This is a genomic window from Bacillus sp. FSL R9-9492, from assembly GCF_038007365.1.
Lineage (GTDB): Bacteria > Bacillota > Bacilli > Bacillales > Bacillaceae_G > Bacillus_A > Bacillus_A mycoides.
Genome location: NZ_JBBOXC010000001.1, coordinates 131,534 through 156,336, shown reverse-complemented (window position 1 = coordinate 156,336; position 24,803 = coordinate 131,534). Strand labels below are relative to the sequence as shown.

The window sequence follows — 24,803 nt, the reverse complement described above, 5'->3', positions numbered from 1 at the left end:
CAAAAAAATAAACCCTCTCAGGTTATTTTAAAGAAAATGGTGGAGGGGGGCAGATTCGAACTGCCGAACCCAAAGGAGCGGATTTACAGTCCGCCGCGTTTAGCCACTTCGCTACCCCTCCGACATTTAAAAATATATGGTGGAGGATGACGGGATCGAACCGCCGACCCCCTGCTTGTAAGGCAGGTGCTCTCCCAGCTGAGCTAATCCTCCAAAAGTGGTGACCCGTACGGGATTCGAACCCGTGTTACCGCCGTGAAAGGGCGGTGTCTTAACCACTTGACCAACGGGCCAAAAAAAAAAACAAAACTTTTCCCAAGCTTCCAACCGGGCTTGAACCGGTGACCTCTTCCTTACCATGGAAGTACTCTACCAGCTGAGCTATGGAAGCATAATGGCTCCGCAGGTAGGAATCGAACCTACGACCGATCGGTTAACAGCCGATAGCTCTACCGCTGAGCTACTGCGGAATAATATAAGCCTGGCAACGTCCTACTCTCACAGGGACAAGGTCCCAACTACCATCGGCGCTAGAGAGCTTAACTTCCGTGTTCGGTATGGGAACGGGTGTGACCTCTCTGCCATCATTACCAGACTGTATTCATTTAAGACAAGAATTATCATAACTTATTCGACATTTAAAGTCAACAAGTTTTTTATATTCTTTCAAAACTAGATAACATTGCTTCATATTATATGGTTAAGTCCTCGATCTATTAGTATTCGTCAGCTCCACATGTCACCATGCTTCCACCTCGAACCTATCAACCTGATCATCTTTCAGGGATCTTACTAGCTTACGCTATGGGAAATCTCATCTTGAGGGGGGCTTCATGCTTAGATGCTTTCAGCACTTATCCCTTCCGCACATAGCTACCCAGCTATGCCCTTGGCAGAACAACTGGTACACCAGCGGTGCGTCCATCCCGGTCCTCTCGTACTAAGGACAGCTCCTCTCAAATTTCCTGCGCCCACGACGGATAGGGACCGAACTGTCTCACGACGTTCTGAACCCAGCTCGCGTACCGCTTTAATGGGCGAACAGCCCAACCCTTGGGACCGACTACAGCCCCAGGATGCGATGAGCCGACATCGAGGTGCCAAACCTCCCCGTCGATGTGGACTCTTGGGGGAGATAAGCCTGTTATCCCCGGGGTAGCTTTTATCCGTTGAGCGATGGCCCTTCCATGCGGAACCACCGGATCACTAAGCCCGACTTTCGTCCCTGCTCGACTTGTAGGTCTCGCAGTCAAGCTCCCTTATGCCTTTGCACTCTACGAATGATTTCCAACCATTCTGAGGGAACCTTTGGGCGCCTCCGTTACACTTTAGGAGGCGACCGCCCCAGTCAAACTGCCCACCTGACACTGTCTCCCGGGTCGATAAGACCCGTAGGTTAGAATTTCAATACAGTCAGGGCGGTATCCCACCAGCGCCTCCACCGAAGCTAGCGCTCCGGTTTCAATGGCTCCCGCCTATCCTGTACAAACTGTACCAAAATTCAATATCAGGCTACAGTAAAGCTCCACGGGGTCTTTCCGTCCTGTCGCGGGTAACCTGCATCTTCACAGGTACTATAATTTCACCGAGTCTCTGGTTGAGACAGTGCCCAAATCGTTACACCTTTCGTGCGGGTCGGAACTTACCCGACAAGGAATTTCGCTACCTTAGGACCGTTATAGTTACGGCCGCCGTTTACTGGGGCTTCAGTTCAGAGCTTCGCTTACGCTAACCCCTCTCCTTAACCTTCCAGCACCGGGCAGGTGTCAGCCCCTATACTTCGCCTTACGGCTTCGCAGAGACCTGTGTTTTTGCTAAACAGTCGCTTGGGCCTATTCACTGCGGCTTTCCGTTAAGAAAGCACCCCTTCTCCCGAAGTTACGGGGTCATTTTGCCGAGTTCCTTAACCAGAGTTCTCTCGCACACCTTAGGATTCTCTCCTCGCCTACCTGTGTCGGTTTGCGGTACAGGCACCTTTTATCTCGCTAGAAGCTTTTCTTGGCAGCGGGGAATCAAAGACTTCGCTCCATAAGGAGCTTCCCCATCACAGCTCAGCCTTCACGATAAGCGGATTTGCCTACTTATCAGCCTAACTGCTTGGACGTGCACAACCAATCGCACGCTTCTTCTATCCTTCTGCGTCCCTCCATTGCTCAAACGATAAAGAGGTGGTACAGGAATATCAACCTGTTGTCCATCGCCTACGCCTGTCGGCCTCGGCTTAGGTCCTGACTAACCCTGAGCGGACGAGCCTTCCTCAGGAAACCTTAGGCATTCGGTGGACGGGATTCTCACCCGTCTTTCGCTACTCATACCGGCATTCTCACTTCTAAGCGCTCCACCAGTCCTTCCGGTCTGACTTCACTGCACTTAGAACGCTCCCCTACCACTGATACCATTGGTATCAATTCGCAGCTTCGGTGGTGTATTTAGCCCCGGTACATTTTCGGCGCAGAGTCACTCGACTAGTGAGCTATTACGCACTCTTTAAATGGTGGCTGCTTCTGAGCCAACATCCTAGTTGTCTAAGCAACTCCACATCCTTTTCCACTTAATACACACTTTGGGACCTTAGCTGGCGATCTGGGCTGTTTCCCTCTTGACTACGGATCTTATCACTCGCAGTCTGACTCCTAAGGATAAGTCATTGGCATTCGGAGTTTGACTGAATTCGGTAATCCGATGAGGACCCCTAGTTCAATCAGTGCTCTACCTCCAAGACTCTTACACTTAAGGCTAGCCCTAAAGCTATTTCGGGGAGAACCAGCTATCTCCAGGTTCGATTGGAATTTCTCCGCTACCCACACCTCATCCCCGCACTTTTCAACGTGCGTGGGTTCGGGCCTCCATTCAGTGTTACCTGAACTTCACCCTGGACATGGGTAGATCACCTGGTTTCGGGTCTACGACCACGTACTAAACGCCCTATTCAGACTCGCTTTCGCTGCGGCTCCGCCTCTTCAGCTTAACCTCGCACGGGATCGTAACTCGCCGGTTCATTCTACAAAAGGCACGCCATCACCCATTAACGGGCTCTGACTATTTGTAGGCACACGGTTTCAGGATCTCTTTCACTCCCCTTCCGGGGTGCTTTTCACCTTTCCCTCACGGTACTGGTTCACTATCGATCACTAGGGAGTATTTAGCCTTGGGAGATGGTCCTCCCAGATTCCGACGGAATTTCACGTGTTCCGCCGTACTCAGGATACATTCAAGAGAGAACGAAGTTTCGACTACGGGGTTATTACCCTCTGTGACGGACCTTTCCAGGTCGCTTCGTCTACCTCGTTCCTTTGTAACTCCGTATAGAATGTCCTACAACCCCAAGAGGCAAGCCTCTTGGTTTGGGCTAGATTCCGTTTCGCTCGCCGCTACTCAGGAAATCGCATTTGCTTTCTCTTCCTCCAGGTACTTAGATGTTTCAGTTCCCTGGGTCTGTCTTCCATACCCTATGTATTCAGGTAAGGATACCATACCATTACGTATAGTGGGTTTCCCCATTCGGAAATCTTCGGATCAAAGCTTACTTACAGCTCCCCGAAGCATATCGGCGTTAGTCCCGTCCTTCATCGACTCCTAGTGTCAAGGCATCCACCGTGCGCCCTTTCTAACTTAACCAAACTAAAATTAAAAAAATATGAGCTACACTGTTATCTAGTTTTCAAAGAACATACATTTAAACTTGAGAGATAGTTCTCTCAAAACTGAACGAAACAAAACAAGTCAACGTTTATTGATGAACTGCGTTCATCAATTCTCCATAGAAAGGAGGTGATCCAGCCGCACCTTCCGATACGGCTACCTTGTTACGACTTCACCCCAATCATCTGTCCCACCTTAGGCGGCTGGCTCCATAAAGGTTACCCCACCGACTTCGGGTGTTACAAACTCTCGTGGTGTGACGGGCGGTGTGTACAAGGCCCGGGAACGTATTCACCGCGGCATGCTGATCCGCGATTACTAGCGATTCCAGCTTCATGTAGGCGAGTTGCAGCCTACAATCCGAACTGAGAACGGTTTTATGAGATTAGCTCCACCTCGCGGTCTTGCAGCTCTTTGTACCGTCCATTGTAGCACGTGTGTAGCCCAGGTCATAAGGGGCATGATGATTTGACGTCATCCCCACCTTCCTCCGGTTTGTCACCGGCAGTCACCTTAGAGTGCCCAACTTAATGATGGCAACTAAGATCAAGGGTTGCGCTCGTTGCGGGACTTAACCCAACATCTCACGACACGAGCTGACGACAACCATGCACCACCTGTCACTCTGCTCCCGAAGGAGAAGCTCTATCTCTAGAGTTTTCAGAGGATGTCAAGACCTGGTAAGGTTCTTCGCGTTGCTTCGAATTAAACCACATGCTCCACCGCTTGTGCGGGCCCCCGTCAATTCCTTTGAGTTTCAGCCTTGCGGCCGTACTCCCCAGGCGGAGTGCTTAATGCGTTAACTTCAGCACTAAAGGGCGGAAACCCTCTAACACTTAGCACTCATCGTTTACGGCGTGGACTACCAGGGTATCTAATCCTGTTTGCTCCCCACGCTTTCGCGCCTCAGTGTCAGTTACAGACCAGAAAGTCGCCTTCGCCACTGGTGTTCCTCCATATCTCTACGCATTTCACCGCTACACATGGAATTCCACTTTCCTCTTCTGCACTCAAGTCTCCCAGTTTCCAATGACCCTCCACGGTTGAGCCGTGGGCTTTCACATCAGACTTAAGAAACCACCTGCGCGCGCTTTACGCCCAATAATTCCGGATAACGCTTGCCACCTACGTATTACCGCGGCTGCTGGCACGTAGTTAGCCGTGGCTTTCTGGTTAGGTACCGTCAAGGTGCCAGCTTATTCAACTAGCACTTGTTCTTCCCTAACAACAGAGTTTTACGACCCGAAAGCCTTCATCACTCACGCGGCGTTGCTCCGTCAGACTTTCGTCCATTGCGGAAGATTCCCTACTGCTGCCTCCCGTAGGAGTCTGGGCCGTGTCTCAGTCCCAGTGTGGCCGATCACCCTCTCAGGTCGGCTACGCATCGTCGCCTTGGTGAGCCGTTACCTCACCAACTAGCTAATGCGACGCGGGTCCATCCATAAGTGACAGCCGAAGCCGCCTTTCAATTTCGAACTATGCAGTTCAAAATATTATCCGGTATTAGCCCCGGTTTCCCGGAGTTATCCCAGTCTTATGGGTAGGTTACCCACGTGTTACTCACCCGTCCGCCGCTAACTTCATAAGAGCAAGCTCTTAATCCATTCGCTCGACTTGCATGTATTAGGCACGCCGCCAGCGTTCATCCTGAGCCAGGATCAAACTCTCCAATAAAGTTAGTTTGTCTAGCATCTAAAAATAAAAATTGACGTTCACGTTGTTTGTTTCGTTCAGTTTTCAAAGAACTACTTGGTCGCTCGTTTGCGACTTCCTTATGTTAACATCTTCATTTTTCGATGTCAACTAAGTTTTTAAATTTCTTTTTTGCCGTTTTCTGCGTTTCTGCATCAGCGACGTTTATTAATTTATCATATACTTATTCTTAACGTCAATACTTTTTAATAAAAAATTCTTTTTCTTACATAACGAATACATTCTTCCCTATTAGCAACTCTCCGAAATAAACAAAAAATGATTTTATACCTTTCTTCCATCGCCTTTTTTACAACGCTATGTATACGCTCATCTTCAAAATCAAATAAAAGTTCCTCTAACTCTCTCTTCAGTATGTATTCCATTTCTTTTTTCTCTTCCTTCGTCAACATAATCCCAAGCAAATTATCACCCCAATAACTCCTTACGTGTACCGATAAACGCCCCACTCATTTTCAATTATCAATAATGTATCATCAAAAAACAAAATTCTATCACTCATTATATCCACCACTTACGATATTAATCCCTTGTTCTCTTTTTTAAATTTAAAGCATATATGTAACTGAAAAGGATTGGACAAAGGGGCGTAATATTATGTTTTTCTTTTTTATTACGAGTAAAAGAACATTTAAACACATTAGCTTAATAGTCGTACTTTCCTTATTTACAGCATGGCTACTCTTTTTAAAAACATATTCACATGAATCTGCTTTTTCAACTGCTACTGGCCCTAAAGTGATTTACAAAGGGGACACTGCAAAAAAACAAGTTGCATTCACGTTTGACATTAGTTGGGGGGACAAAAAAGCTATTCCAATCCTTAATACACTCAAAGAAAGAGAAATTAAGAATACAACCTTCTTTCTCTCTGCTGCATGGGCTGAAAGACACCCTGATATTGTCGAACGCATCATGAAAGATGGACATGAGATTGGTAGTATGGGCTATAATTACACATCCTACACTTCACTAGAAGCAAATGAAATACGACGAGATCTTTTGCGGGCACAAGATGTTTTTACGAAACTTGGCGTAAAACAAGTCAAGCTATTACGTCCACCTAGTGGCGATTTTAACAAAACAACTCTTAAAATAGCGGAATCACTCGGATACACCATCGTTCATTGGAGTAACAATTCAAATGACTGGAAAAATCCCGGCGTAAATAAAATCATTTCCACAGTCTCTAGCAATTTAAAGGGTGGAGATATCGTCTTATTACATGCTTCTGATTCTGCCCTTCAAACAAATAAGGCTTTACCATTACTCTTACAAAAATTAAAGAGCGACGGATATGAACAAACATCTGTATCACAACTTATTTCCAACACAAGTACAAAAAGTGAAGATATTAAGTAGTTCCTTTCTACACGGTCCTTCACACATAAAAAGCTCTGCTATCTTTTGTTAAGATAGCAGAGCTTTTTTATCCTAGCATTTACAGACGATAAGAATCTGGATAATTAAAAACCCACTCTCCTCATTAAGCTGACTTACTCTTTTGTCCAATTAAACGATGCAATACAAGTAACTGATATGAATTACATAATAAAAGTGGTATCACCATTAAATATAACCAATCTGTATCATTAATCCGGAGCGCTGGTACCCATTCAAGAATTGTTACAACAACCATAAAGAACAGAGCGGGAACAAATGCTTTTTTATTCGTTTCTTTACTCTTTATATAAGCGACAATTGCCCCAAACACAAATAACATCCCAGCAACAAGTATGTTATTCCCTAATGAAACTTCCCCATTTGCAACAAGTACTGACCTTAAATAAACGAAATCAAATAATACGAACGCAATAAAGAACAGTTGCACTGTATTCCATAAAGAAGATGACCGAAACATCCCTAATCCAAAACGATGGATCGTTAAATACGCAAAGAACCCCATTTGACTTATAACACTAAAAATAAATCCTACGCCCATCAACCAAAAGGAAATTGCTAAAATCTCTTTTCCGTCGAAATTTTGAAAAAATTTAGCGTACTTGTCCCACTCTAAAACAAAACCAATAAAGACTGTGCTAATCCCACCAAGAAACAACGTCGTAAAAAATAGTCGTACCCACTTGCGGCTATTCACAACACATCCCCCATTATTCTTATATTTCTAATTAAATTGTAACAATGACAATTTCAAAAAGCTAGCCATGTTAATGTATAAATTCCTTAAAGAGATTTATATTAAAAAAAGAGAACTTTGCTGAAAGGAGCTCCAACTTATGAAACGGATGCTGCTCGTTTTGATTTCTTCTTTTCTATTTATAGCACTAGCGGCATGTGCACAAGAAAAAGAAGCAAAATCCGAACTTGATTATGATCAAACAAAAAAAATGATTGTTGATATTTTAAAAACCGATCAAGGAAAAAAAGCGATCCAAGATGTATTAACTGATGAAAAAATGAAACAAGCACTCATACTAGATGAAACAGTAGTAAAGAAAACGATTGAAGATGCACTGGTATCTGAAAAAGGGCAACAATTCTGGGAAAAGCTCTTTAAAGACCCTGAGTTCTCATCGAAATTTGCTAAAAGTATGGGAAAAGAACAAACAAACTTAATGAAAACTTTACTAAAAGATCCTGAATACCAATCAGGTGTTATAGAGATTATGAAAAATCCTGAAGTAGAGAAAATTATGTTACAAACAATGAAGAGTAAAGAATATCGTCAATATTTACAGCAAGTACTAACTGAAACTGCCGAAAGCCCTCTCTTCCAAGCTAAGATGATTGACATCATTAGTAAGGGTGTACAAAAAGCCGAAAAAGGTGGGTCTGATAAGAAAGGCGCAGGTGGTGAAGGCGGTTCTCAAGATGGGAACAAAGAACAACAATAAAAATTATAGCAATGAGTGGACAATGTATATAATGTCCACTCATTACTACTTTACTTTTGCGCGACAGCTGTTTTATCAATAACTGTCTCAGCTATCGTACGATAAATGAGACCCGTTGGATGTGTATCTTCATATACTGACGGCGCAAAGTCCTCTTTATTCCAATCAGGTTGTTGAAGTGGAATTCGGCCAAGTACATCCGTTTGGAGTTCCGTAGCCAATTTATCTCCTCCACCTCTTCCAAACACATACTCTTTTTCACCAGTTGCTTTACTTTCAAAATACGCCATATTTTCAACAACACCAAGAATACTATGTTCTGTACGTAAAGCCATGGCTCCAGCGCGCGCTGCTACAAATGCCGCTGTTGGATGCGGCGTTGTTACAATAATCTCTTTACAAGCCGGCAACATCGAATGTACATCTAAAGCAACATCACCCGTACCTGGTGGTAGGTCCAATACTAAGTAATCTAAATCACCCCACTCTACTTCTGTGAAAAAGTGATTTAACATTTTCCCAAGCATCGGTCCTCTCCAAATAACAGGTGCGTTATCTTCTACAAAGAATCCCATTGAGATTACTTTCACGCCTAGACGCTCCACTGGTATTATCTTATCACCTCTTACGATTGGACGTTTTTCTATACCCATCATATCCGGTACACTAAAACCGTAAATATCCGCGTCAATGATACCAACCTTTTTGCCTAAACGAGCTAAAGCAATTGCAAGGTTAACAGAAACAGTTGATTTCCCTACTCCACCTTTTCCACTTGCCACTGCTAAAAATGTTGTATTTGAGTTCGGTGATAATAAGGATTCACTTTTCTCTTCCTCTTGCGGTGGTGCAAACTGAGCTAATTCCTCTTCTGTAAATTCTGCAAAACGAAGTCCAACTGTTGTTGCTCCAAGTTCTTTTACTAACTTTACAATTCCAGACTGCAACTGCATTTGTTCCGCTGTACCCGTCTTTACAATTGCAATTTTAACACTTACATGTTCCTTCTCAGGCTTGACTGTCACCTCTTTAATTGCATTTGTTTCTTTTAACGTTTTATGTATAAACGGATCTACAATCCCTTCCAATGCTTCCACTACCTGCTCTTTTGTTACCATAATTAGCCCAGCCCCCTGTATGAAAAATAACGTATTGTTAATTAAATTTATCTCTCTTTATTTTTGAAATAAATGCGTTTACATTTCCAGTATAACATATTTTCGGAAAACTTCGTTAACGAGAGAAACTCGAAAAATCCTCCTTATTCTGGAGGATTTCCTTTTTCCGTAAAATAACGTAATATACCACGATATATTGCAGCAGCTACTTTTTGTTGGTATTTCTCCGAATTTAACATATATCTTTCATTCACATTCGATAAAAAGCCAGCCTCAATTAAAACACCTGGTGTTTTGGCATACTTCAATAAATACACGTGAGGAATTGTTTTAGCAGAACGATTCGTATTTTCTAAGCTTGTTCTCAATTCAGCTTGTATAAATTTCGCAGCCCGTTCATTTTCAATCGAAGAACGATAGTAGAACGTTTGTGCGCCCTTAGATCCACTACTAGTTAGGGCATTTAAATGAATACTCGCAAAAAAGTCTACATCAGGCTTATTAATGATCTCAACACGCTTTTTTAAATCCTCTGCTTTACGTCTACTATATGACTTTGTATCTTTATTAGCTAAATCATAATCTCCTTCACGCGTTAAAATAACTAAAGCACCTTGTTCTTGTAAATAATCTTGTACCTTTTTTGTAATCTCAAGTGTAATATCTTTTTCTACAATATCCTTTCCACCAACAGCCCCTCCGTCTGGCCCACCATGCCCAGCATCTAGTACAATCACTTTCCCTGATAAGGGTAAATTCCAAGCTCGCCACGATTTTGTAATTTGAAATTCTTGTTTAACTAAAAAAAACAAAACAACCGCAGCGAGCGCAAAAGAGATAATTCGAATTCTCTTCATACCTTTCCTCCTCCAGCTAGTCCCTCTAATTACTTATATGGGACAAGAGGAAAGTTTATGCTTGTCTTAGTGTAGCTTTAATCGATATCTTCTTTCGCCTTTTTCATAGCCTTCCTGCCACCACAAGCCGATAAACTGCTGGCAAGATTCAAAAAGCAATTCCTCGTCTTGCAACTTAATTTCACGTATAGTCATACTCGTTAAAAATTGAAATAACGTTTCAGTTAATTGTTGTTCTTCTTCTAAAGCCCTATATTTCACATCAAAGAATGATTCGCCATGATAACCAAATTTACTGTATCTCGCTCCTAATAAATAAGATTCTATCCCTAGTTCAATGCAATAATCTTCATACTGACGATGAAGTTCTTGCATTTGAAAGGCATCACGAATATTTAAACGCAATGTTTTTAATGATAATTCTCGCAGCATCTTCCGCTCGTATTTTAACTGCTTTTCTTTTTGTTTTTCTTGTAAGCTGACAATGACATTCATAGTACTTATAAACCTCCCTAATACGTATTAGTCTAAACTTCTAAAGAAGAAGCATACGTAGGACGGTAGCACTAAAATATTCCAAGCTAAAAAAATTACAATAGAGGAATTAAACATAAAAAAACCCCAACCAAAATGGTTGGGGTTTGTAGTTCGCAAAAATTAACGTTTTGAGAACTGAGGTGCACGACGTGCGCCTTTAAGACCGTATTTTTTACGCTCTTTCATACGTGCGTCACGAGTTAATAGACCCGCACGTTTTAATGTTAGACGGTATTCTGGATCAGCTTTTAATAAAGCGCGAGAAATACCGTGACGAATAGCACCAGCTTGACCAGTGTATCCACCACCATTTACGTTTACAAGTACATTGTAGTTACCTAAAGTTTCTGTTGCAACTAGAGGTTGTTTCACTACTTCACGTAATGCAGCAAATGGGATATAGTTTTCAAAATCACGACCGTTAATAATAACGCGTCCTTCGCCTGGAACTAGGCGTACGCGCGCTACTGAACTCTTACGACGTCCAGTGCCATAGTATTGAACCTGTGCCAAAGTAAGCCCTCCTTTAATTAATTATCCGCGAAGTTCGTAAACTTCTGGTTGTTGTGCTTGGTGTGGATGCTCTGCTCCAGCATACACGTTTAATTTCTTAGACACTTGACGTCCTAAACGTCCTTTTGGAAGCATGCCTTTAATTGCAAGCTCTAACATTTGTACAGGGTAGTTTGTACGCATTTCTAGAGCTGTTCTTTGCTTAAGTCCACCTGGGTGGTTAGTGTGACGGTAGTAAATTTTATCGTTTAATTTATTACCTGTTAAATGAATTTTCTCAGCGTTAATAATAATTACATGATCACCCGTGTCAACGTGTGGTGTAAATGTTGGTTTGTGTTTACCACGTAAAATGGATGCTACTTCAGTAGATAGGCGACCTAAAGTTTGACCTTCAGCATCAACCACATACCATTTACGCTCAACTTCGTTAGCTTTTGCCATAAAAGTCGTACGCATGTGTTTCCCTCCTCGTTATCTTTTCCATAGAAAAAATCTATTGTTTATCTTAAACACGATTTCCTTCCGGGGCTAATCGTGGTTTTAGAAACAATACCATATGTTATGATATACTTTTGAGTTTCTAATGTCAAGCAAATGTTACACCAGGATTAGTTGTTATAGTTTACCTGCCATAAGTAAAGTCCATGACCTGGAGCCATCTTTCCAGCAAACTGGCGATTTTGTTTCGCTAAAATCTCTGGAATACTATCCGGATCAAGCTTTCCTTGACCTACGCTAAGTAACGTACCAACAATAATTCTGACCATATTATATAAAAATCCATTACCTACAAAGCGAAAAATTAATTCATCGTCTTGCTCAATTAATTCGATTTCATAAATTGTTCGTACTTTATCTTTTTTGTCAGTTTTTGCCGAACAAAAAGAAGTAAAGTCATGCGTTCCAATAAAATAAGGAATCGCTTTTCTTATAGAGTTTATTTCGAGTGGATATGGATATTGATATACGTAATTTCTACGGAATACATCCGCAGTCTTTGATAATAATACACGATAGCGATATTCTTTTTTCTCGACACCGTAACGTGCATGAAATTCTTCTGTTTTCTTCTCTACCTGCCTGATAATAATATCATCCGGCAACATTGTATTTAAAGCATTACTCCATTGCCACTCTTCAAGAGACAAAGGTGTATCAAAGTGTATCACTTGTCCTTTGGCGTGAACGGTAGAATCCGTTCTGCCTGATGCCTGCACACGAACAAGTTCTCCTTTATGCAACTTCTGCAATGCTTTCTCTATTTCTTGTTGAACAGTCCGATGCTGTGGTTGAATTTGGTAACCACAAAAATGAATGCCATCATATGCAACTGTACATTTTATTCTTTCCATTTCTCTATTCTCCATTACGACCGCACCCATGCCAAAATACAAGCTAAACAAAGTAAGCTTACAATTGTTACTGTATCACTTATTTTCCAGCGTAGTTGCCTAAATTTAGTACGTCCTTCGCCACTTTTATATCCACGAGATTCCATCGCAATCGCTAAGTCCTCTGCACGCTTAAAAGCACTGATAAATAATGGAACGAGTAGTGAGATAATAGCTTTCATCCTATCTTTTATCGGTCCCCCGACGAAATCAATGCCACGTGACGCTTGTGCTTTCATAATTTTACTCGTTTCATCCATTAATGTCGGGATAAAACGTAGTGAAATTGACATCATTAATGCGATTTCATGAACAGGAACTTTTATACGCTTGAACGGCTTTAATAACGTCTCCAACCCATCTGTAATTTCAATAGGTGTCGTCGTTAACGTTAATAATGTCGTCATTAAAATAATAACGAAGAATCGTATAGAAATGTATATCCCTTGCTCTAATCCTTTTTCATGTATCGAAAACCAACCAAGCTGGAATAGTACTTCCCCTTCTTTATTTGTAAAAATATGCAGGAAAAATGTAAAAAGAAAAATCCACAGAATTGGTTTTAAGCCCGAAAGTACATAACGAATCGGCACTTTTGCAAAAAATAAAGCAATGAGTGCATATAAAAATAAAAATCCATATGAAATCGCATTATTTGCTAAGAAAACAACAAATACATATAAAAAGACAATCAACAGCTTCGTACGAGGATCAAGTTGATGAATGAGTGACTGACCTGGAATATATCTCCCAATAATCAACTGCTGCATGATTCATGACCACCTTTTCGTAACACCTGTACAACTTCATGAGTAAGATCCTCTAAAGATAAGGTAGCCTTCGAAATTGAAATACCAAACTTCTCTTCAATTGCACGTTTATACTTTAAAGACATTGGAAGATCCACACCGATTTGTTCTAATTCATCAGCATATGAAAATACTTCCTCTGCTCTTCCTTGCAAAAAGACCGTTCCTTTATGCATGACCACTATTTGATCTGCATACTTAGCGGCATCCTCCATATTATGGGTAACAAGAATGACTGTAAGCCCCTGTTCCTTATGCAAATTGTAAAACATCTCCATGAGCTCGTGCTGTCCTTTTGGATCAAGCCCTGCTGTAGGTTCATCTAATACAAGCACTTCGGGTTCCATCGCAAGTACGCCTGCTATTGCAACACGCCTCATTTGCCCACCGCTTAATTCAAACGGAGAACGTGCTAATAACTCTATGTCCAATCCAACAAGCTGGATTGCATCTTTCGCCTTTTGTTTTGCCTCTTCTTCAGATACACCAAAATTAGTCGGTCCAAAACAAATGTCCTTTTCAACTGTCTCTTCAAATAGTTGATGTTCTGGAAACTGAAAGACAACCCCTACTTTTTTTCGTAGCGGCTTAAGCTTTTTCTCTTTCTTCCCTGCTGAAATTAAATGTTCACCAATTTGAACCGTACCATTTGTCGGCTGCAATAAACCATTTAAATGTTGAATCATCGTCGACTTACCTGAACCAGTATGACCGATAATGGCATAATAGCCCCCACTTGGAAACGACACGTCTACATCATAAAGTGCGCGTCTTTCAAATGGAGTTTTATATTGATAACGATGTTCTACTTTTTGGAATGTAATCTCCAAAGTTCGTTCACCAAGCTTTCCATTGTAAGATGCGTATTTTGCAAGTGAATTTCATTTCTTTTTAATAATTCTGCTATTTTCACCGAAAAAGGTACATCTAATCCAATCTCTTGGAGCATATGAGAGGATTTGAAAATTTGCTCTGGAGTACCTTCCTCTAGTATTTCTCCCTTGTTCAAAATAATAATACGGTCTGACTGTGCCGCTTCTTCTAAATCGTGCGTAATCGATAATACCGTAATACCCTTTTGATCAACAAGTTGTCTGACCGTTTCTACTACTTCACGTCTCCCCTGAGGGTCTAACATTGAAGTTGCTTCATCTAGTATTAAAATAGATGGTTGAAGTGCTAGAACACCTGCTATTGCGACTCGCTGCTTTTGTCCACCAGATAACGAATGGGGTTCTTCATTTAAAAAATCTTCCATACGGACAAGTTGCAGAGCTTGTTCTAGTCTTTCTATCATCTGCTCCCTTGGCATTCCGATGTTCTCTAGGCCGAATACAACGTCATCTTGTACTGTCGTTCCAACAAATTGATTATCTGGATTTTGAAATACCATGCCAATTTGCTTTCGAACATCCCATACTGTTTCCTCTGATAAAATCATTGTATCATTTAAAGTAATTTTCCCTGATTCCGGTAAAAATAAGCCATTCAATAATTTTGCAAGTGTAGACTTCCCTGAACCATTTTGTCCAATAACAGATACCCATTCTCCTTCATATAAGGAAAACGAAACATCTTTTAATGCATAAGAGGCTGCCCCAGGATATTGAAATGATATATTTTCTGTCCGAAGTTTCTCTTTTTTCAATACAAGGCACCCTTTCTTTCGTCAAGTTAGCCTATTTTTATACTTAAAAAAAAAGGGCCATGACCAGTTACTTGAAAAGAACTGTCCTGCCCTTTTAATCATCATTATACTAACTCGATAATTACCATTGGTGCTGCGTCTCCGCGACGTGGACCAATTTTTGCAATACGAGTGTATCCGCCTTGGCGCTCAGCATAGCGTGGAGCTACATCAGCGAATAATTTTTGAAGTGCATCTTGACCAGTCTCAGCGTTAGCAACCTCATTACGGATGAAAGCTGCTGCTTGACGACGAGCATGAAGATCTCCGCGTTTACCTAAAGTGATCATTTTTTCCACTACAGAACGAAGTTCTTTTGCACGAGTTTCTGTCGTTTGGATGCGCTCGTTGATAATTAAATCAGTAGCTAAATCACGTAACATAGCTTTACGTTGCGCACTTGTACGGCCTAATTTTCTGTATGCCATTCGTAGTTCCCTCCTTTGTTGATGGGTTTAAATCCTCAGTCGTCTTTACGTAAACCTAAACCTAATTCCTCAAGTTTATGTTTAACTTCTTCTAAGGATTTACGTCCTAAGTTACGAACTTTCATCATATCTTCTTCTGTTTTGTTCGCAAGCTCTTGTACAGTATTAATTCCTGCACGTTTTAGGCAATTATAAGAACGAACAGAAAGATCTAGTTCTTCGATAGTCATCTCAAGAACTTTTTCTTTTTGATCTTCTTCCTTCTCGACCATAATCTCAGCATTTTGTGCTTCGTCAGTTAAACCAACAAAGATATTTAAATGCTCAGTTAAGATTTTGGCACCTAAAGAGATAGCTTCTTTTGGCCCGATGCTTCCATCCGTCCATACATCAAGCGTAAGCTTATCATAATTAGCCACTTGTCCGACACGTGTCTTTTCCACTTGGTAAGTCACACGTGATACTGGAGTATAAATAGAATCAATAGGAATTACTCCTATTGGTTGATCTTCGCTTTTATTTGCATCAGCTGGCGTATACCCACGGCCACGCTTTGCAGTTAAACGCATGCGGAAATGCGCATTTTTTGCTAACGTCGCAATGTGTAAATCTGGATTTAAGATTTCAACATCACTATCGTGAGTAATATCAGCAGCTGTGACAATACCTTCGCCCTGTACATCGATTTCCAACGTCTTCTCTTCTTCAGAGTAGATTTTAAGAGCTAACTTTTTCAAGTTTAAGATCATCGTCGTAACGTCTTCTACTACGCCCTCAACTGTTGAAAATTCGTGTAAAACGCCATCGATTTGGATAGCAGTTACAGCGGCACCAGGGAGTGAGGATAAAAGAATACGACGTAAGGAGTTACCCAAAGTAGTACCATATCCACGCTCAAGCGGTTCAATCACGAATTTGCCATACTTAGCATCTTCGTTAAGTTCAACCGTTTCGATTTTCGGTTTTTCGATTTCAATCATTAACTAAACCCTCCTTCAAAACGTCGAAACCCCGGTTAAACAAAGGAAGAACCTCTGTTTAACCGAAAGTCCCCCTTAGGCAGTTCCCGATTGTGCACAACAAGCGATGTTTCTGTACGAAATTTCTCGATAATGCATCATATCCATTATAGACAAAAGGGAAAATTCTATACAGAAAAATTACACACGACGACGTTTTGGTGGACGACATCCATTATGAGGAACTGGAGTAACATCTCTAATTGCTGTTACTTCTAGACCTGCCGCTTGAAGAGCACGAATTGCAGCTTCACGACCAGCACCAGGACCTTTAACAGTAACCTCTAAAGTTTTTAAACCATGCTCCATTGCAACTTTAGAAGCAGCTTCAGCAGCCATTTGCGCAGCGAATGGAGTAGATTTACGAGATCCACGGAAACCAAGTGCACCAGCACTAGACCAAGAAAGTGCGTTACCATGAGTATCTGTAAGTGTTACGATTGTGTTGTTGAAAGTAGAACGAATATGAGCTATACCAGCTTCAATATTCTTTTTCACACGTTTTTTACGAGTGTTTGTTTTACGTGCCATTGTTAGTTCAACCTCCTTTACTTATTATTTCTTTTTATTTGCTACTGTACGACGTGGACCTTTACGTGTACGAGCATTGTTTTTAGAGTTTTGACCACGAACTGGTAAACCACGACGGTGACGAAGACCACGGTAAGAACCGATCTCCATTAGACGTTTAATGTTAAGAGATACTTCACGACGAAGGTCTCCCTCAACTTTAATACGATCGATGATATCACGGATACGTCCTAATTCATCTTCCGATAAATCACGAACTCGTGTTTCCGAAGAAATACCAGCTTCTGTAAGAATTTTTTCAGCAGTTGTGCGACCAATGCCGAATACGTAAGTTAAAGAAATAACAACGCGCTTGTCACGAGGAATATCTACACCTGCGATACGTGCCATTTTGAATGCACCTCCTTCTGATTAACCTTGTTTTTGTTTATGTTTAGGGTTTTCACAAATAACCATTACTTTTCCACGTCTACGAATAACTTTACATTTTTCGCAGATTGGTTTAACTGACGGTCTTACTTTCATGTCTCGAACCTCCTTAAAGATTACGGAGTGCTATATTATTTAAAACGGTACGTAATACGACCACGATTTAAATCGTACGGAGATAATTCTACCGTAACTTTGTCTCCTGGTAAAATACGAATGAAGTTCATACGGATTTTACCAGAAACGTGAGCCAATACGACATGCCCATTCTCTAATTCTACTTTGAACATAGCATTTGGCAACGTTTCAAGAACGGTACCTTCGACTTCAATTACATCATCTTTAGCCATTCAATAGTTCTCCCTTCTTCAAATCAGTAACATTTTACACTGCTCTGAAATCCCGGAGAGCCAGCTACTTATAAAGTGGTAAGGATTTCGTATCCTGCTTCTGTAAGAGCAATCGTGTGCTCAAAATGGGCACACCATTTACCATCTACCGTTACCACTGTCCAGTCATCAGATAGTGTTTTTACATATCGTCTTCCTTGATTCACCATCGGCTCAACACAGATGACCATTCCCGGCTTTAATCTAGGGCCTCTATTTGGTGGACCATAGTGCGGGATTTGAGGGTCCTCATGTAAGTCTTGCCCGATTCCGTGACCAACATACTCCCTAACGATCGAGAACCCATTCTCTTCAGCATGTGTTTGAACCGCATGCGAGATATTTGATAATCTTTCGCCTGGTTTTACTTGTTCTAGACCAAGATACAACGATTTTTCTGTGACATCAAGTAGCTTTTGAACAGATTCAGAAATGTTTCCAACTGGATACGTCCATGCAGAATCACCATGGTACCCATTGTATTTCGCACCAATATCGATACTGATGATATCGCCCTCTTCGAGCTTACGCTTCCCTGGAATCCCGTGTACAAGCTCTTCATTTACAGAAGCACAAATGCTCCCCGGAAATCCGTTGTATCCTTTAAAAGATGGCGTAGCACCATATTTTCGAATCGTCTTTTCCGCTATTTGATCGAGCTCTTTCGTTGTAATTCCTGGAGTAATATGTTGTTTCAACTCTTGATGAGTTAAAGCAACGATCCTGCCAGCTTCTCGCATGATTTCTATCTCGCGAGGAGTTTTGCAGATGATCATTACGCTAAGTCTCCGATGAGAACATCGATATCAGCAAATACTTTATTGATATCTTGCTCACCATTAATGCTTTTTAAGTAGCCAAGCTCCTCGTAGAAATCAAGCAAAGGTTTTGTTTGCTTAATATTTACATCTAAACGATTTGCTACAGTTTCTTCATTGTCATCAGAGCGTTGATATAATTCGCCACCACATTTATCGCACACATCAGCTTTTGCTGGCGGATTGAATTCTAAGTGGTAAGTCGCACCGCATTCTTTACAAATGCGACGGCCTGTAAGGCGTTTTAATAACAACCCTGAATCCACATTAATGTTTAAAACATAGTCGATTTTTTTGCCAAGATCTTTCATAATCTCTTCAAGAGCTGATGCTTGTGCAACAGTTCGTGGGAAACCATCTAATAAGAAGCCTTTAATACAGTCTTCTTGGCTTAAACGTTCACGAACAATTCCAATTGTAACTTCATCTGGAACAAGCGCACCTTTATCAATAAAAGATTTTGCTTGTAAACCAAGTTCAGTTTCAGCCTTCATAGCTGCACGGAACATATCTCCTGTTGAGATGTGAGGGATGTTATACTTGGCAATAATCTGTTCGGCTTGTGTACCTTTACCAGCACCAGGAAGCCCCATTAAAATCAAGTTCATCCTTGTTCCCCCTCAGTACATGAGCATGTAGGGAAGACAGTTCTTCCCACTTACTCACTGCTTGATAAACCCTTTGTAATGGCGTTTTACCAATTGGCTTTCTAGCTGCTTCATTGTTTCTAAAGCAACGCCGACAACGATTAGCATACTCGTTCCACCAATCTGTGCAGATGGAGGAAGATTTCCCAATTTCGTAAAGATAACTGGTAAGATTGCAATCGCTGCTAGGAAAATTGATCCCACAAAGGTCAAACGATACAAGATTTTTGTTAGATATTGTTCTGTATTCTTACCCGGACGAATACCTGGAACATATCCACCTTGCTTGTTTAGATTCTCTGACATTTGCTCTGGATTAACCTGAACAAATGCATAGAAATATGTGAAGGCTACAATGAGCGCAACATATATGATCATTCCCACTGGGTGAGAATAGTTAAAGTTTGCAATAATCCACTGCGACACATCATGTTTCGGGAAGAACTGTGCAATAGTTGGAGGCGTAATTAAGAATGAAACAGCAAAAATGACTGGAATAACACCCGCACTATTTACCTTAAGTGGTAAATGAGTGTTTTGTGCTCCAGCATGATTCCCATTCCCTCCTGTTACACGCTTCGCGTATTGAATTGGGATCTTTCTAACAGCCTGTTGAATGAAAATAACACCAACAATAACCGCTAGCACAGCTAGTAAAATCAATGCAACTTTAACGATACTCATGAACAATTGATCTCCGATATTTTGAAACTGTTGTTGATACACTTGAGATATAACACTTGGGATCGCTGCGGCAATACCGCCAAAGATAAGAATGGAAATACCATTACCTACACCTTTAGCTGTAATCTGTTCACCTAACCACATTAAAAATGCAGTACCAGCAGTCAGTACCGTAGCAATGTATAAATAAGTGCTCCAACCTGGATTCAAAATTAATTGCCCACCTACCATACCGTTAAAACCGATTGACATACCAAACCCCTGAATAAACGCAAGAACAATTGTAAAGTAACGCGTGAATTGCGTTAGTTTACGACGGCCCATTTCGCCTTGCTTCGACCATTCCGAAAATTTAGGAACAACATCCATCTGCAATAATTGCACGATGATGGATGCTGTAATATACGGCATGATTCCCATCGCGAAGATGGAGAAGTTCTTCAAGGCGCCACCGCCAAATGTATTTAGGATACCTAAGGCATTTAATTGATCTTGTGCTTTCAGTACGTCTCCATTTGTAAATGGCACTGGGATAAACGTGCCAATCCTGAATACGACTAACATCGCTAAAGTGAATAATATTTTACGTCTTATCTCAGCAACGCGCATAAAGTTGGAGATTGTACGAAACATTAGATCACCTCAACTGATCCGCCAGCTGCTTCAATTGCTTCTTTAGCACTTGAAGAGAACTTGTGCGCTTTAACAGTTAATTTTTTCTCTACTGCTCCGCTTGCAAGAATTTTAACACCGTCGTTTAACTTGCTGATAACGCCAGTTTCCAGCAATAATTCAGGTGTTACTTCTGTACCATCTTCAAAACGATTTAACGTTGATAAGTTTACAATAGTAAACTCTTTACGGTTAATGTTTGTGAAGCCGCGTTTTGGTAAACGACGGAATAGTGGAGTTTGACCACCTTCGAAGCCAAGACGAACACCGCCGCCAGAACGTGCGTTTTGTCCTTTATGACCTCTACCAGCAGTTTTACCGTTACCAGAACCGATACCACGACCGACACGGTTACGTACTTTACGAGAACCTTCTGCAGGTTTTAATTCATGAAGTTTCATTCCCAGGCACCTCCTTATATTAATGAGTTATCCTTAAGCTTCTTTTACAGAGATAAGGTGAGAAACTTTGTTGATCATACCAAGAATAGCAGGAGTTTCTTCCTTAACTACAGTTGAATTCAACTTTTTAAGACCTAAAGCTTCTACCGTCGCACGTTGATCTTGTGGACGACCAATTACACTACGAGTGAGGGTAATTTCTAACTTTTTCGCCATTTGTTTTCCCTCCTTAACCTAGTAGCTCTTCTACAGATTTACCGCGTAATTTTGCAACATCTTCAGCGCGCTTAAGTTCGCTTAATCCGTTCACAGTAGCGCGAATCATGTTGATTGGTGTGTTAGAACCAAGAGATTTCGAAAGAATATCTTGTACACCAGCTAATTCTAGTACCGCACGAACAGGTCCACCAGCAATAACACCAGTACCCTCAGCAGCAGGTTTTAAGAATACTTCACCAGCTCCAAAATGACCGTTGATTGTATGAGGAATTGTTGTACCAACTAATGGTACAGCGATTAGGTTTTTCTTAGCGTCTTCGATAGCTTTACGGATTGCGTCTGGTACCTCTTGTGCTTTACCAGTACCGAATCCAACATGACCGTTTTTATCGCCAACTACAACTAGTGCAGCAAAGCGGAAACGACGACCACCCTTAACAACTTTCGCGACACGATTTATCGTAACTACACGTTCTTCAAGTTCTAATTTACTTGGGTCAATGCGTTGCATCAATTTTCCCTCCTTTGACCATTAAAATTGTAATCCAGCCTCACGAGCAGCTTCAGCTAGAGCTTTAACACGGCCATGGTATAAGTAACCACCGCGATCAAATACTACTTCTTTAACGCCTTTCTCTACAGCACGCTTAGCAACTGATTCTCCAACTTTCGTAGCAGCTTCAGTATTGCTAGTACCGTTAAGAGCAAGGTCTTTATCAAGAGTAGATGCACTTACTAATGTTACACCATTTACATCATCAATAACTTGAGCGTAAATATGTTGGTTAGAACGGTACACGTTTAAACGTGGACGTTCTGCAGTACCAGTAAGTTTAGCACGTACACGTGCATGTCTTTTCTTACGAGTCGCATTTTTAGCAGCTTTAGTGATCATTCTTGTCACTCCTTTCTTTCACCTAACGGGTTTACTTAGCAGTTTTACCTTCTTTACGACGAACAACTTCGCCTTCGTAACGAATACCTTTACCTTTATATGGTTCAGGAGCACGTACAGCGCGGATGTTAGCAGCAAATTCGCCAACACGTTGCTTGTCGATACCTTTAATTACGATTTTAGTTGGTACAGGTACTTCAACTTCAAGTCCTGCTTCTGGAGTCATTTCTACTGGATGAGAATAACCTACGCTTAAAACAAGTTTATCTCCTTGTTTTTGAGCACGGTAACCAACACCGACTAATTCAAGTCCGCGTACGAAACCTGTAGTTACACCTTCAACCATGTTTCCGATTAAAGCACGAGTTGTACCGTGTAATGCACGGTGTTCCTTCTGTTCAGATGGACGCTCAACTGTTAGTGTATTTTCTTCAATTTTGATAGACATATCAGTTTTGAAAGTACGAGTTAATTCACCTTTAGGGCCTTTTACTGTTACAGTATTGTCTTCTGCAACTGTAATAGTAACACCTGCAGGGATTTCAAGAATCTTTTTACCAATACGAGACATGTGGTCACACCTCCGTTCGTTTTAAATATATATTACCAAACGTATGCTACTACTTCTCCACCAGTTTGTAATTGACGAGCGTCTTTGTCTGTCATTACTCCCTTAGATGTAGAAACAAGAGCGATACCTAATCCGTTAAGTACACGTGGTACTTCATCAGCTTTTGCGTAAACGCGTAAGCCAGGTTTACTGATACGTTTTAATCCAGTGATTACACGTTCATTGTTTGCACCATATTTCAGGAAAATACGAAGGATACCTTGTTTGTTATCCCCAATGTATTCTACATCACGAATGAAACCTTCACGTTTTAAAAGTTCAGCGATCTCTTTTTTGATTTTAGAAGCAGGAACCTCTAATTTCTCATGACGTACCATGTTCGCATTACGGATGCGAGTAAGCATGTCTGCAATTGGATCTGTCATCACCATGTGTTTTACCTCCTTCCCATTTGTGGGTTTTACCAACTAGCTTTTTTAACACCAGGAATTTGACCTTTATATGCAAGTTCACGGAAACAAATACGGCAAAGCTTAAATTTGCGGTATACAGAATGCGGACGACCGCAGCGTTCGCAACGTGTATACTCTTGTACTTTAAACTTAGGAGTACGCTTTTGTTTCGCGATCATAGATTTTTTAGCCACGTTTTCGCCTCCTCTACTTAGCGTTGGCTTCCATTATTTTTGGAATGGCATACCGAATTGTGTTAAAAGTTCACGAGCTTCTTCATCAGTTTTCGCTGTAGTAACGATTACGATGTCCATACCGCGGACTTTACTTACTTTATCATAATCAATCTCAGGGAAAATTAGTTGCTCTTTAACACCTAATGTGTAGTTCCCACGACCATCGAATGATTTCTTAGAAACACCACGGAAATCACGTACACGTGGTAAAGAAACTGATACTAATTTGTCGAAGAACTCATACATTTGTTGTCCGCGTAAAGTTACTTTCGCACCGATTGGCATACCTTCACGAAGACGGAAACCAGCGATTGATTTTTTAGCGCGAGTTACAACAGGTTTTTGACCTGCGATTTGCGTTAATTCTTCTACTGCATTGTCTAAAGCTTTTGAGTTAGATACCGCGTCACCAACACCAGTGTTGATTACGATCTTTTCGATTTTCGGTACTTCCATCACAGATTTATAGTTAAACTTGCTCATTAGAGCAGGAGTAATTTCCTTTTGGAACTTCTCTTTAAGGCGATTCAATGAAGTGACCTCCTTTCTTAAGAAAATTATTTATCTAATAATTCACCAGATTTTTTTGCAATACGAACTTTTTTACCATCTTCTACTTTGAAGCCTACGCGAGTAGGTTCGCCTGTTTTCGGATCTAATACCATAACATTAGAAACGTGAATAGGTGCTTCTTTCGTAATAATTCCACCTTGTGGATTTAATTGAGATGGCTTAGAGTGTTTTTTAACGATGTTAACACCCTCAACGATAACACGGTTTTGCTTTGGGAAAGCCACAAGGATAACGCCTTGTTTTCCTTTGTCTTTACCAGTGATTACCTGAACTTTATCACCTTTTTTTACATGCATCTTAATTCTGCACCTCCTTAGCAAGGCAATACCTTAAATTATAGAACTTCTGGAGCTAAAGAAACGATCTTCATGAAGTTGCTATCACGTAATTCACGAGCTACTGGTCCGAAGATACGAGTACCACGTGGGCTCTTATCGTCTTTGATGATAACCGCTGCGTTTTCATCAAATTTAATATAAGAACCGTCCGGACGACGAGCTCCGCTCTTCGTACGTACCACTACTGCCTTAACAACGTCACCTTTTTTAACAACGCCACCTGGTGTTGCTTGTTTTACCGTAGCAACGATAATATCACCAATATTAGCATATTTACGACCAGAGCCGCCTAATACTTTAATTGTTAAAAGTTCACGTGCACCAGAGTTGTCAGCAACTTTCAAACGAGATTCTTGTTGGATCATGTTATGAAACC

32 protein-coding genes, 5 tRNA genes and 3 rRNA genes are annotated in these 24,803 nt (G+C 41.2%); 2 read left to right on the top strand and 38 right to left on the bottom strand.

All coding sequences use genetic code 11. The features are described from left to right. Positions 1-37: 37 nt before the first annotated feature. From MKY70_RS00915 to MKY70_RS00875, 9 genes are all read right to left on the bottom strand, one after another. Positions 38-121 (bottom strand) — tRNA-Tyr (locus MKY70_RS00915). A gap of 16 nt (positions 122-137) precedes the next feature. Beyond that, positions 138-213: transfer RNA gene (locus MKY70_RS00910), tRNA-Val, on the bottom strand. 5 nt (positions 214-218) lie between these two features. Continuing rightward, positions 219-293, bottom strand: a tRNA-Glu gene (locus MKY70_RS00905). 25 nt (positions 294-318) lie between these two features. Then, positions 319-391, bottom strand: a tRNA-Thr gene (locus MKY70_RS00900). Positions 392-395: 4 nt separating this feature from the next. Further along, positions 396-470, bottom strand: a tRNA-Asn gene (locus MKY70_RS00895). Between the two features lie 9 nt (positions 471-479). Continuing rightward, positions 480-595 (bottom strand): 5S ribosomal RNA (gene rrf / locus MKY70_RS00890). Between the two features lie 101 nt (positions 596-696). Continuing rightward, positions 697-3,618, bottom strand: a 23S ribosomal RNA gene (locus MKY70_RS00885). 146 nt (positions 3,619-3,764) lie between these two features. Beyond that, positions 3,765-5,316, bottom strand: a 16S ribosomal RNA gene (locus tag MKY70_RS00880). Together the 16S, 23S and 5S rRNA genes with 5 tRNA genes alongside form the textbook arrangement of a ribosomal RNA operon. Positions 5,317-5,540: 224 nt before the next feature. Further along, a complete protein-coding gene (locus MKY70_RS00875; protein ID WP_002139933.1) occupies positions 5,541-5,759 on the bottom strand; it encodes a hypothetical protein in 219 nt (72 codons plus the stop codon). A gap of 193 nt (positions 5,760-5,952) precedes the next feature. On the opposite strand from MKY70_RS00875, the gene pdaB reads away from it, so the two are divergent. Then, on the top strand, positions 5,953-6,717 hold the full coding sequence (gene pdaB / locus MKY70_RS00870) for a polysaccharide deacetylase family sporulation protein PdaB (RefSeq protein ID WP_341022596.1): 765 nt from the start codon (positions 5,953-5,955) through the stop codon (positions 6,715-6,717). Between the two features lie 124 nt (positions 6,718-6,841). Here pdaB and kbaA read toward each other — a convergent pair whose 3' ends face one another. Then, entirely contained in the window at positions 6,842-7,453 is a 612-nt protein-coding gene (gene kbaA, locus MKY70_RS00865; RefSeq protein ID WP_002124701.1) for a KinB signaling pathway activation protein KbaA, read from the bottom strand. Positions 7,454-7,592: 139 nt separating this feature from the next. Between kbaA and gerD the strand changes: the two genes are divergently transcribed. Continuing rightward, positions 7,593-8,210: a spore germination lipoprotein GerD gene (gerD, locus tag MKY70_RS00860; protein WP_002091554.1), complete on the top strand. Its 618-nt coding sequence runs from the start codon at positions 7,593-7,595 to the stop codon at positions 8,208-8,210. Positions 8,211-8,260: 50 nt separating this feature from the next. Here gerD and MKY70_RS00855 read toward each other — a convergent pair whose 3' ends face one another. The 28 genes from MKY70_RS00855 to rplN all read right to left on the bottom strand — a co-directional run bounded on the left by MKY70_RS00855 (position 8,261) and on the right by rplN (position 24,792). Continuing rightward, complete coding sequence (locus MKY70_RS00855) at positions 8,261-9,328, bottom strand: Mrp/NBP35 family ATP-binding protein (protein WP_060750893.1); 1,068 nt, start codon at positions 9,326-9,328, stop codon at positions 8,261-8,263. Positions 9,329-9,471: 143 nt separating this feature from the next. Continuing rightward, complete coding sequence (cwlD, locus tag MKY70_RS00850; protein WP_088030729.1) at positions 9,472-10,185, bottom strand: N-acetylmuramoyl-L-alanine amidase CwlD; 714 nt, start codon at positions 10,183-10,185, stop codon at positions 9,472-9,474. A gap of 66 nt (positions 10,186-10,251) precedes the next feature. Then, the gene (locus MKY70_RS00845) at positions 10,252-10,680 is read right to left on the bottom strand and encodes a DUF2521 family protein (protein WP_002029335.1); all 429 of its coding nucleotides are present in this window, start codon (positions 10,678-10,680) and stop codon (positions 10,252-10,254) included. A gap of 162 nt (positions 10,681-10,842) precedes the next feature. Further along, positions 10,843-11,235 carry a 30S ribosomal protein S9 gene (gene rpsI, locus MKY70_RS00840; RefSeq protein ID WP_002009728.1) on the bottom strand — a complete coding sequence of 131 codons (393 nt, stop codon included), beginning with the start codon at positions 11,233-11,235 and terminating at the stop codon, positions 10,843-10,845. Between the two features lie 21 nt (positions 11,236-11,256). After that, positions 11,257-11,694, bottom strand: a complete 438-nt coding sequence (rplM, locus tag MKY70_RS00835; RefSeq protein WP_002029337.1) for a 50S ribosomal protein L13 — start codon at positions 11,692-11,694, stop codon at positions 11,257-11,259. 152 nt (positions 11,695-11,846) lie between these two features. Further along, complete coding sequence (gene truA / locus MKY70_RS00830) at positions 11,847-12,590, bottom strand: tRNA pseudouridine(38-40) synthase TruA (protein WP_002124694.1); 744 nt, start codon at positions 12,588-12,590, stop codon at positions 11,847-11,849. Between the two features lie 14 nt (positions 12,591-12,604). Then, positions 12,605-13,399 (bottom strand): energy-coupling factor transporter transmembrane component T family protein, encoded by a 795-nt coding sequence (locus MKY70_RS00825; protein ID WP_016095189.1) that lies wholly within the window; start codon positions 13,397-13,399, stop codon positions 12,605-12,607. Then, positions 13,387-14,268: an energy-coupling factor ABC transporter ATP-binding protein gene (locus MKY70_RS00820; protein ID WP_002124690.1), complete on the bottom strand. Its 882-nt coding sequence runs from the start codon at positions 14,266-14,268 to the stop codon at positions 13,387-13,389. Before MKY70_RS00820 ends, MKY70_RS00825 begins: the two co-directional genes overlap by 13 nt. Further along, positions 14,244-15,086: an energy-coupling factor ABC transporter ATP-binding protein gene (locus MKY70_RS00815; protein WP_002009740.1), complete on the bottom strand. Its 843-nt coding sequence runs from the start codon at positions 15,084-15,086 to the stop codon at positions 14,244-14,246. Before MKY70_RS00815 ends, MKY70_RS00820 begins: the two co-directional genes overlap by 25 nt. A gap of 104 nt (positions 15,087-15,190) precedes the next feature. After that, positions 15,191-15,553: a 50S ribosomal protein L17 gene (rplQ, locus tag MKY70_RS00810; RefSeq protein ID WP_000331490.1), complete on the bottom strand. Its 363-nt coding sequence runs from the start codon at positions 15,551-15,553 to the stop codon at positions 15,191-15,193. A 35-nt stretch (positions 15,554-15,588) separates the two neighbouring features. Continuing rightward, a complete protein-coding gene (locus MKY70_RS00805) occupies positions 15,589-16,533 on the bottom strand; it encodes a DNA-directed RNA polymerase subunit alpha (RefSeq protein ID WP_002009743.1) in 945 nt (314 codons plus the stop codon). Between the two features lie 180 nt (positions 16,534-16,713). Beyond that, a complete protein-coding gene (gene rpsK, locus MKY70_RS00800; protein WP_002009745.1) occupies positions 16,714-17,103 on the bottom strand; it encodes a 30S ribosomal protein S11 in 390 nt (129 codons plus the stop codon). 24 nt (positions 17,104-17,127) lie between these two features. Then, the gene (gene rpsM, locus MKY70_RS00795) at positions 17,128-17,493 is read right to left on the bottom strand and encodes a 30S ribosomal protein S13 (protein WP_002009746.1); all 366 of its coding nucleotides are present in this window, start codon (positions 17,491-17,493) and stop codon (positions 17,128-17,130) included. 21 nt (positions 17,494-17,514) lie between these two features. Continuing rightward, positions 17,515-17,628: a 50S ribosomal protein L36 gene (rpmJ, locus tag MKY70_RS00790; RefSeq protein ID WP_000868344.1), complete on the bottom strand. Its 114-nt coding sequence runs from the start codon at positions 17,626-17,628 to the stop codon at positions 17,515-17,517. Between the two features lie 35 nt (positions 17,629-17,663). Further along, on the bottom strand, positions 17,664-17,882 hold the full coding sequence (gene infA / locus MKY70_RS00785; protein ID WP_001029884.1) for a translation initiation factor IF-1: 219 nt from the start codon (positions 17,880-17,882) through the stop codon (positions 17,664-17,666). A gap of 68 nt (positions 17,883-17,950) precedes the next feature. Continuing rightward, the gene (gene map, locus MKY70_RS00780) at positions 17,951-18,697 is read right to left on the bottom strand and encodes a type I methionyl aminopeptidase (protein WP_000582542.1); all 747 of its coding nucleotides are present in this window, start codon (positions 18,695-18,697) and stop codon (positions 17,951-17,953) included. After that, positions 18,697-19,347: an adenylate kinase gene (locus MKY70_RS00775; RefSeq protein ID WP_088030730.1), complete on the bottom strand. Its 651-nt coding sequence runs from the start codon at positions 19,345-19,347 to the stop codon at positions 18,697-18,699. Before MKY70_RS00775 ends, map begins: the two co-directional genes overlap by 1 nt. A 54-nt stretch (positions 19,348-19,401) precedes the next feature. Then, positions 19,402-20,703 carry a preprotein translocase subunit SecY gene (secY, locus tag MKY70_RS00770; RefSeq protein ID WP_002124688.1) on the bottom strand — a complete coding sequence of 434 codons (1,302 nt, stop codon included), beginning with the start codon at positions 20,701-20,703 and terminating at the stop codon, positions 19,402-19,404. Continuing rightward, positions 20,703-21,143, bottom strand: coding sequence for a 50S ribosomal protein L15 (gene rplO / locus MKY70_RS00765; protein ID WP_002009754.1), 441 nt, complete (start codon positions 21,141-21,143; stop codon positions 20,703-20,705). The genes secY and rplO overlap by 1 nt, the downstream gene beginning before the upstream one ends. Before the next feature lie 33 nt (positions 21,144-21,176). Then, entirely contained in the window at positions 21,177-21,359 is a 183-nt protein-coding gene (gene rpmD / locus MKY70_RS00760; RefSeq protein ID WP_002009757.1) for a 50S ribosomal protein L30, read from the bottom strand. A gap of 13 nt (positions 21,360-21,372) precedes the next feature. Further along, positions 21,373-21,873: a 30S ribosomal protein S5 gene (gene rpsE / locus MKY70_RS00755; RefSeq protein ID WP_002009759.1), complete on the bottom strand. Its 501-nt coding sequence runs from the start codon at positions 21,871-21,873 to the stop codon at positions 21,373-21,375. Between the two features lie 21 nt (positions 21,874-21,894). After that, on the bottom strand, positions 21,895-22,257 hold the full coding sequence (rplR, locus tag MKY70_RS00750; RefSeq protein ID WP_002009761.1) for a 50S ribosomal protein L18: 363 nt from the start codon (positions 22,255-22,257) through the stop codon (positions 21,895-21,897). A 31-nt stretch (positions 22,258-22,288) separates the two neighbouring features. Continuing rightward, the gene (gene rplF / locus MKY70_RS00745; RefSeq protein WP_002009762.1) at positions 22,289-22,828 is read right to left on the bottom strand and encodes a 50S ribosomal protein L6; all 540 of its coding nucleotides are present in this window, start codon (positions 22,826-22,828) and stop codon (positions 22,289-22,291) included. A gap of 32 nt (positions 22,829-22,860) precedes the next feature. Then, positions 22,861-23,259 carry a 30S ribosomal protein S8 gene (rpsH, locus tag MKY70_RS00740; RefSeq protein ID WP_002009764.1) on the bottom strand — a complete coding sequence of 133 codons (399 nt, stop codon included), beginning with the start codon at positions 23,257-23,259 and terminating at the stop codon, positions 22,861-22,863. A gap of 29 nt (positions 23,260-23,288) precedes the next feature. Continuing rightward, positions 23,289-23,474 (bottom strand): 30S ribosomal protein S14, encoded by a 186-nt coding sequence (rpsN, locus tag MKY70_RS00735; RefSeq protein WP_001085700.1) that lies wholly within the window; start codon positions 23,472-23,474, stop codon positions 23,289-23,291. Positions 23,475-23,507: 33 nt separating this feature from the next. Continuing rightward, the gene (gene rplE / locus MKY70_RS00730; RefSeq protein ID WP_002091528.1) at positions 23,508-24,047 is read right to left on the bottom strand and encodes a 50S ribosomal protein L5; all 540 of its coding nucleotides are present in this window, start codon (positions 24,045-24,047) and stop codon (positions 23,508-23,510) included. Between the two features lie 26 nt (positions 24,048-24,073). Continuing rightward, positions 24,074-24,385 carry a 50S ribosomal protein L24 gene (gene rplX / locus MKY70_RS00725; RefSeq protein ID WP_000558201.1) on the bottom strand — a complete coding sequence of 104 codons (312 nt, stop codon included), beginning with the start codon at positions 24,383-24,385 and terminating at the stop codon, positions 24,074-24,076. Positions 24,386-24,423: 38 nt separating this feature from the next. Then, positions 24,424-24,792 (bottom strand): 50S ribosomal protein L14, encoded by a 369-nt coding sequence (rplN, locus tag MKY70_RS00720; RefSeq protein WP_000615912.1) that lies wholly within the window; start codon positions 24,790-24,792, stop codon positions 24,424-24,426. Positions 24,793-24,803: the final 11 nt, after the last annotated feature.

Coding starts and splice junctions, on each gene's coding strand:
- pdaB (WP_341022596.1), top strand. CDS start 5,953: ATGTTTTTCTTTTTTATTACGAGTAAAAGAACATTTAAACACATTAGC.
- gerD (WP_002091554.1), top strand. CDS start 7,593: ATGAAACGGATGCTGCTCGTTTTGATTTCTTCTTTTCTATTTATAGCA.
- MKY70_RS00855 (WP_060750893.1), bottom strand. CDS start 9,328: ATGGTAACAAAAGAGCAGGTAGTGGAAGCATTGGAAGGGATTGTAGAT.
- cwlD (WP_088030729.1), bottom strand. CDS start 10,185: ATGAAGAGAATTCGAATTATCTCTTTTGCGCTCGCTGCGGTTGTTTTG.
- MKY70_RS00845 (WP_002029335.1), bottom strand. CDS start 10,680: ATGAATGTCATTGTCAGCTTACAAGAAAAACAAAAAGAAAAGCAGTTA.
- rplM (WP_002029337.1), bottom strand. CDS start 11,694: ATGCGTACGACTTTTATGGCAAAAGCTAACGAAGTTGAGCGTAAATGG.
- truA (WP_002124694.1), bottom strand. CDS start 12,590: ATGGAAAGAATAAAATGTACAGTTGCATATGATGGCATTCATTTTTGT.
- MKY70_RS00825 (WP_016095189.1), bottom strand. CDS start 13,399: ATGCAGCAGTTGATTATTGGGAGATATATTCCAGGTCAGTCACTCATT.
- rplQ (WP_000331490.1), bottom strand. CDS start 15,553: ATGGCATACAGAAAATTAGGCCGTACAAGTGCGCAACGTAAAGCTATG.
- MKY70_RS00805 (WP_002009743.1), bottom strand. CDS start 16,533: ATGATTGAAATCGAAAAACCGAAAATCGAAACGGTTGAACTTAACGAA.
- rpsK (WP_002009745.1), bottom strand. CDS start 17,103: ATGGCACGTAAAACAAACACTCGTAAAAAACGTGTGAAAAAGAATATT.
- rpsM (WP_002009746.1), bottom strand. CDS start 17,493: ATGGCACGTATCGCAGGTGTAGATATTCCTCGTGACAAGCGCGTTGTT.
- rpmJ (WP_000868344.1), bottom strand. CDS start 17,628: ATGAAAGTAAGACCGTCAGTTAAACCAATCTGCGAAAAATGTAAAGTT.
- infA (WP_001029884.1), bottom strand. CDS start 17,882: ATGGCTAAAGATGATGTAATTGAAGTCGAAGGTACCGTTCTTGAAACG.
- map (WP_000582542.1), bottom strand. CDS start 18,697: ATGATCATCTGCAAAACTCCTCGCGAGATAGAAATCATGCGAGAAGCT.
- MKY70_RS00775 (WP_088030730.1), bottom strand. CDS start 19,347: ATGAACTTGATTTTAATGGGGCTTCCTGGTGCTGGTAAAGGTACACAA.
- secY (WP_002124688.1), bottom strand. CDS start 20,703: ATGTTTCGTACAATCTCCAACTTTATGCGCGTTGCTGAGATAAGACGT.
- rplO (WP_002009754.1), bottom strand. CDS start 21,143: ATGAAACTTCATGAATTAAAACCTGCAGAAGGTTCTCGTAAAGTACGT.
- rpmD (WP_002009757.1), bottom strand. CDS start 21,359: ATGGCGAAAAAGTTAGAAATTACCCTCACTCGTAGTGTAATTGGTCGT.
- rpsE (WP_002009759.1), bottom strand. CDS start 21,873: ATGCAACGCATTGACCCAAGTAAATTAGAACTTGAAGAACGTGTAGTT.
- rplR (WP_002009761.1), bottom strand. CDS start 22,257: ATGATCACTAAAGCTGCTAAAAATGCGACTCGTAAGAAAAGACATGCA.
- rplF (WP_002009762.1), bottom strand. CDS start 22,828: ATGTCTCGTATTGGTAAAAAGATTCTTGAAATCCCTGCAGGTGTTACT.
- rpsH (WP_002009764.1), bottom strand. CDS start 23,259: ATGGTGATGACAGATCCAATTGCAGACATGCTTACTCGCATCCGTAAT.
- rplX (WP_000558201.1), bottom strand. CDS start 24,385: ATGCATGTAAAAAAAGGTGATAAAGTTCAGGTAATCACTGGTAAAGAC.
- rplN (WP_000615912.1), bottom strand. CDS start 24,792: ATGATCCAACAAGAATCTCGTTTGAAAGTTGCTGACAACTCTGGTGCA.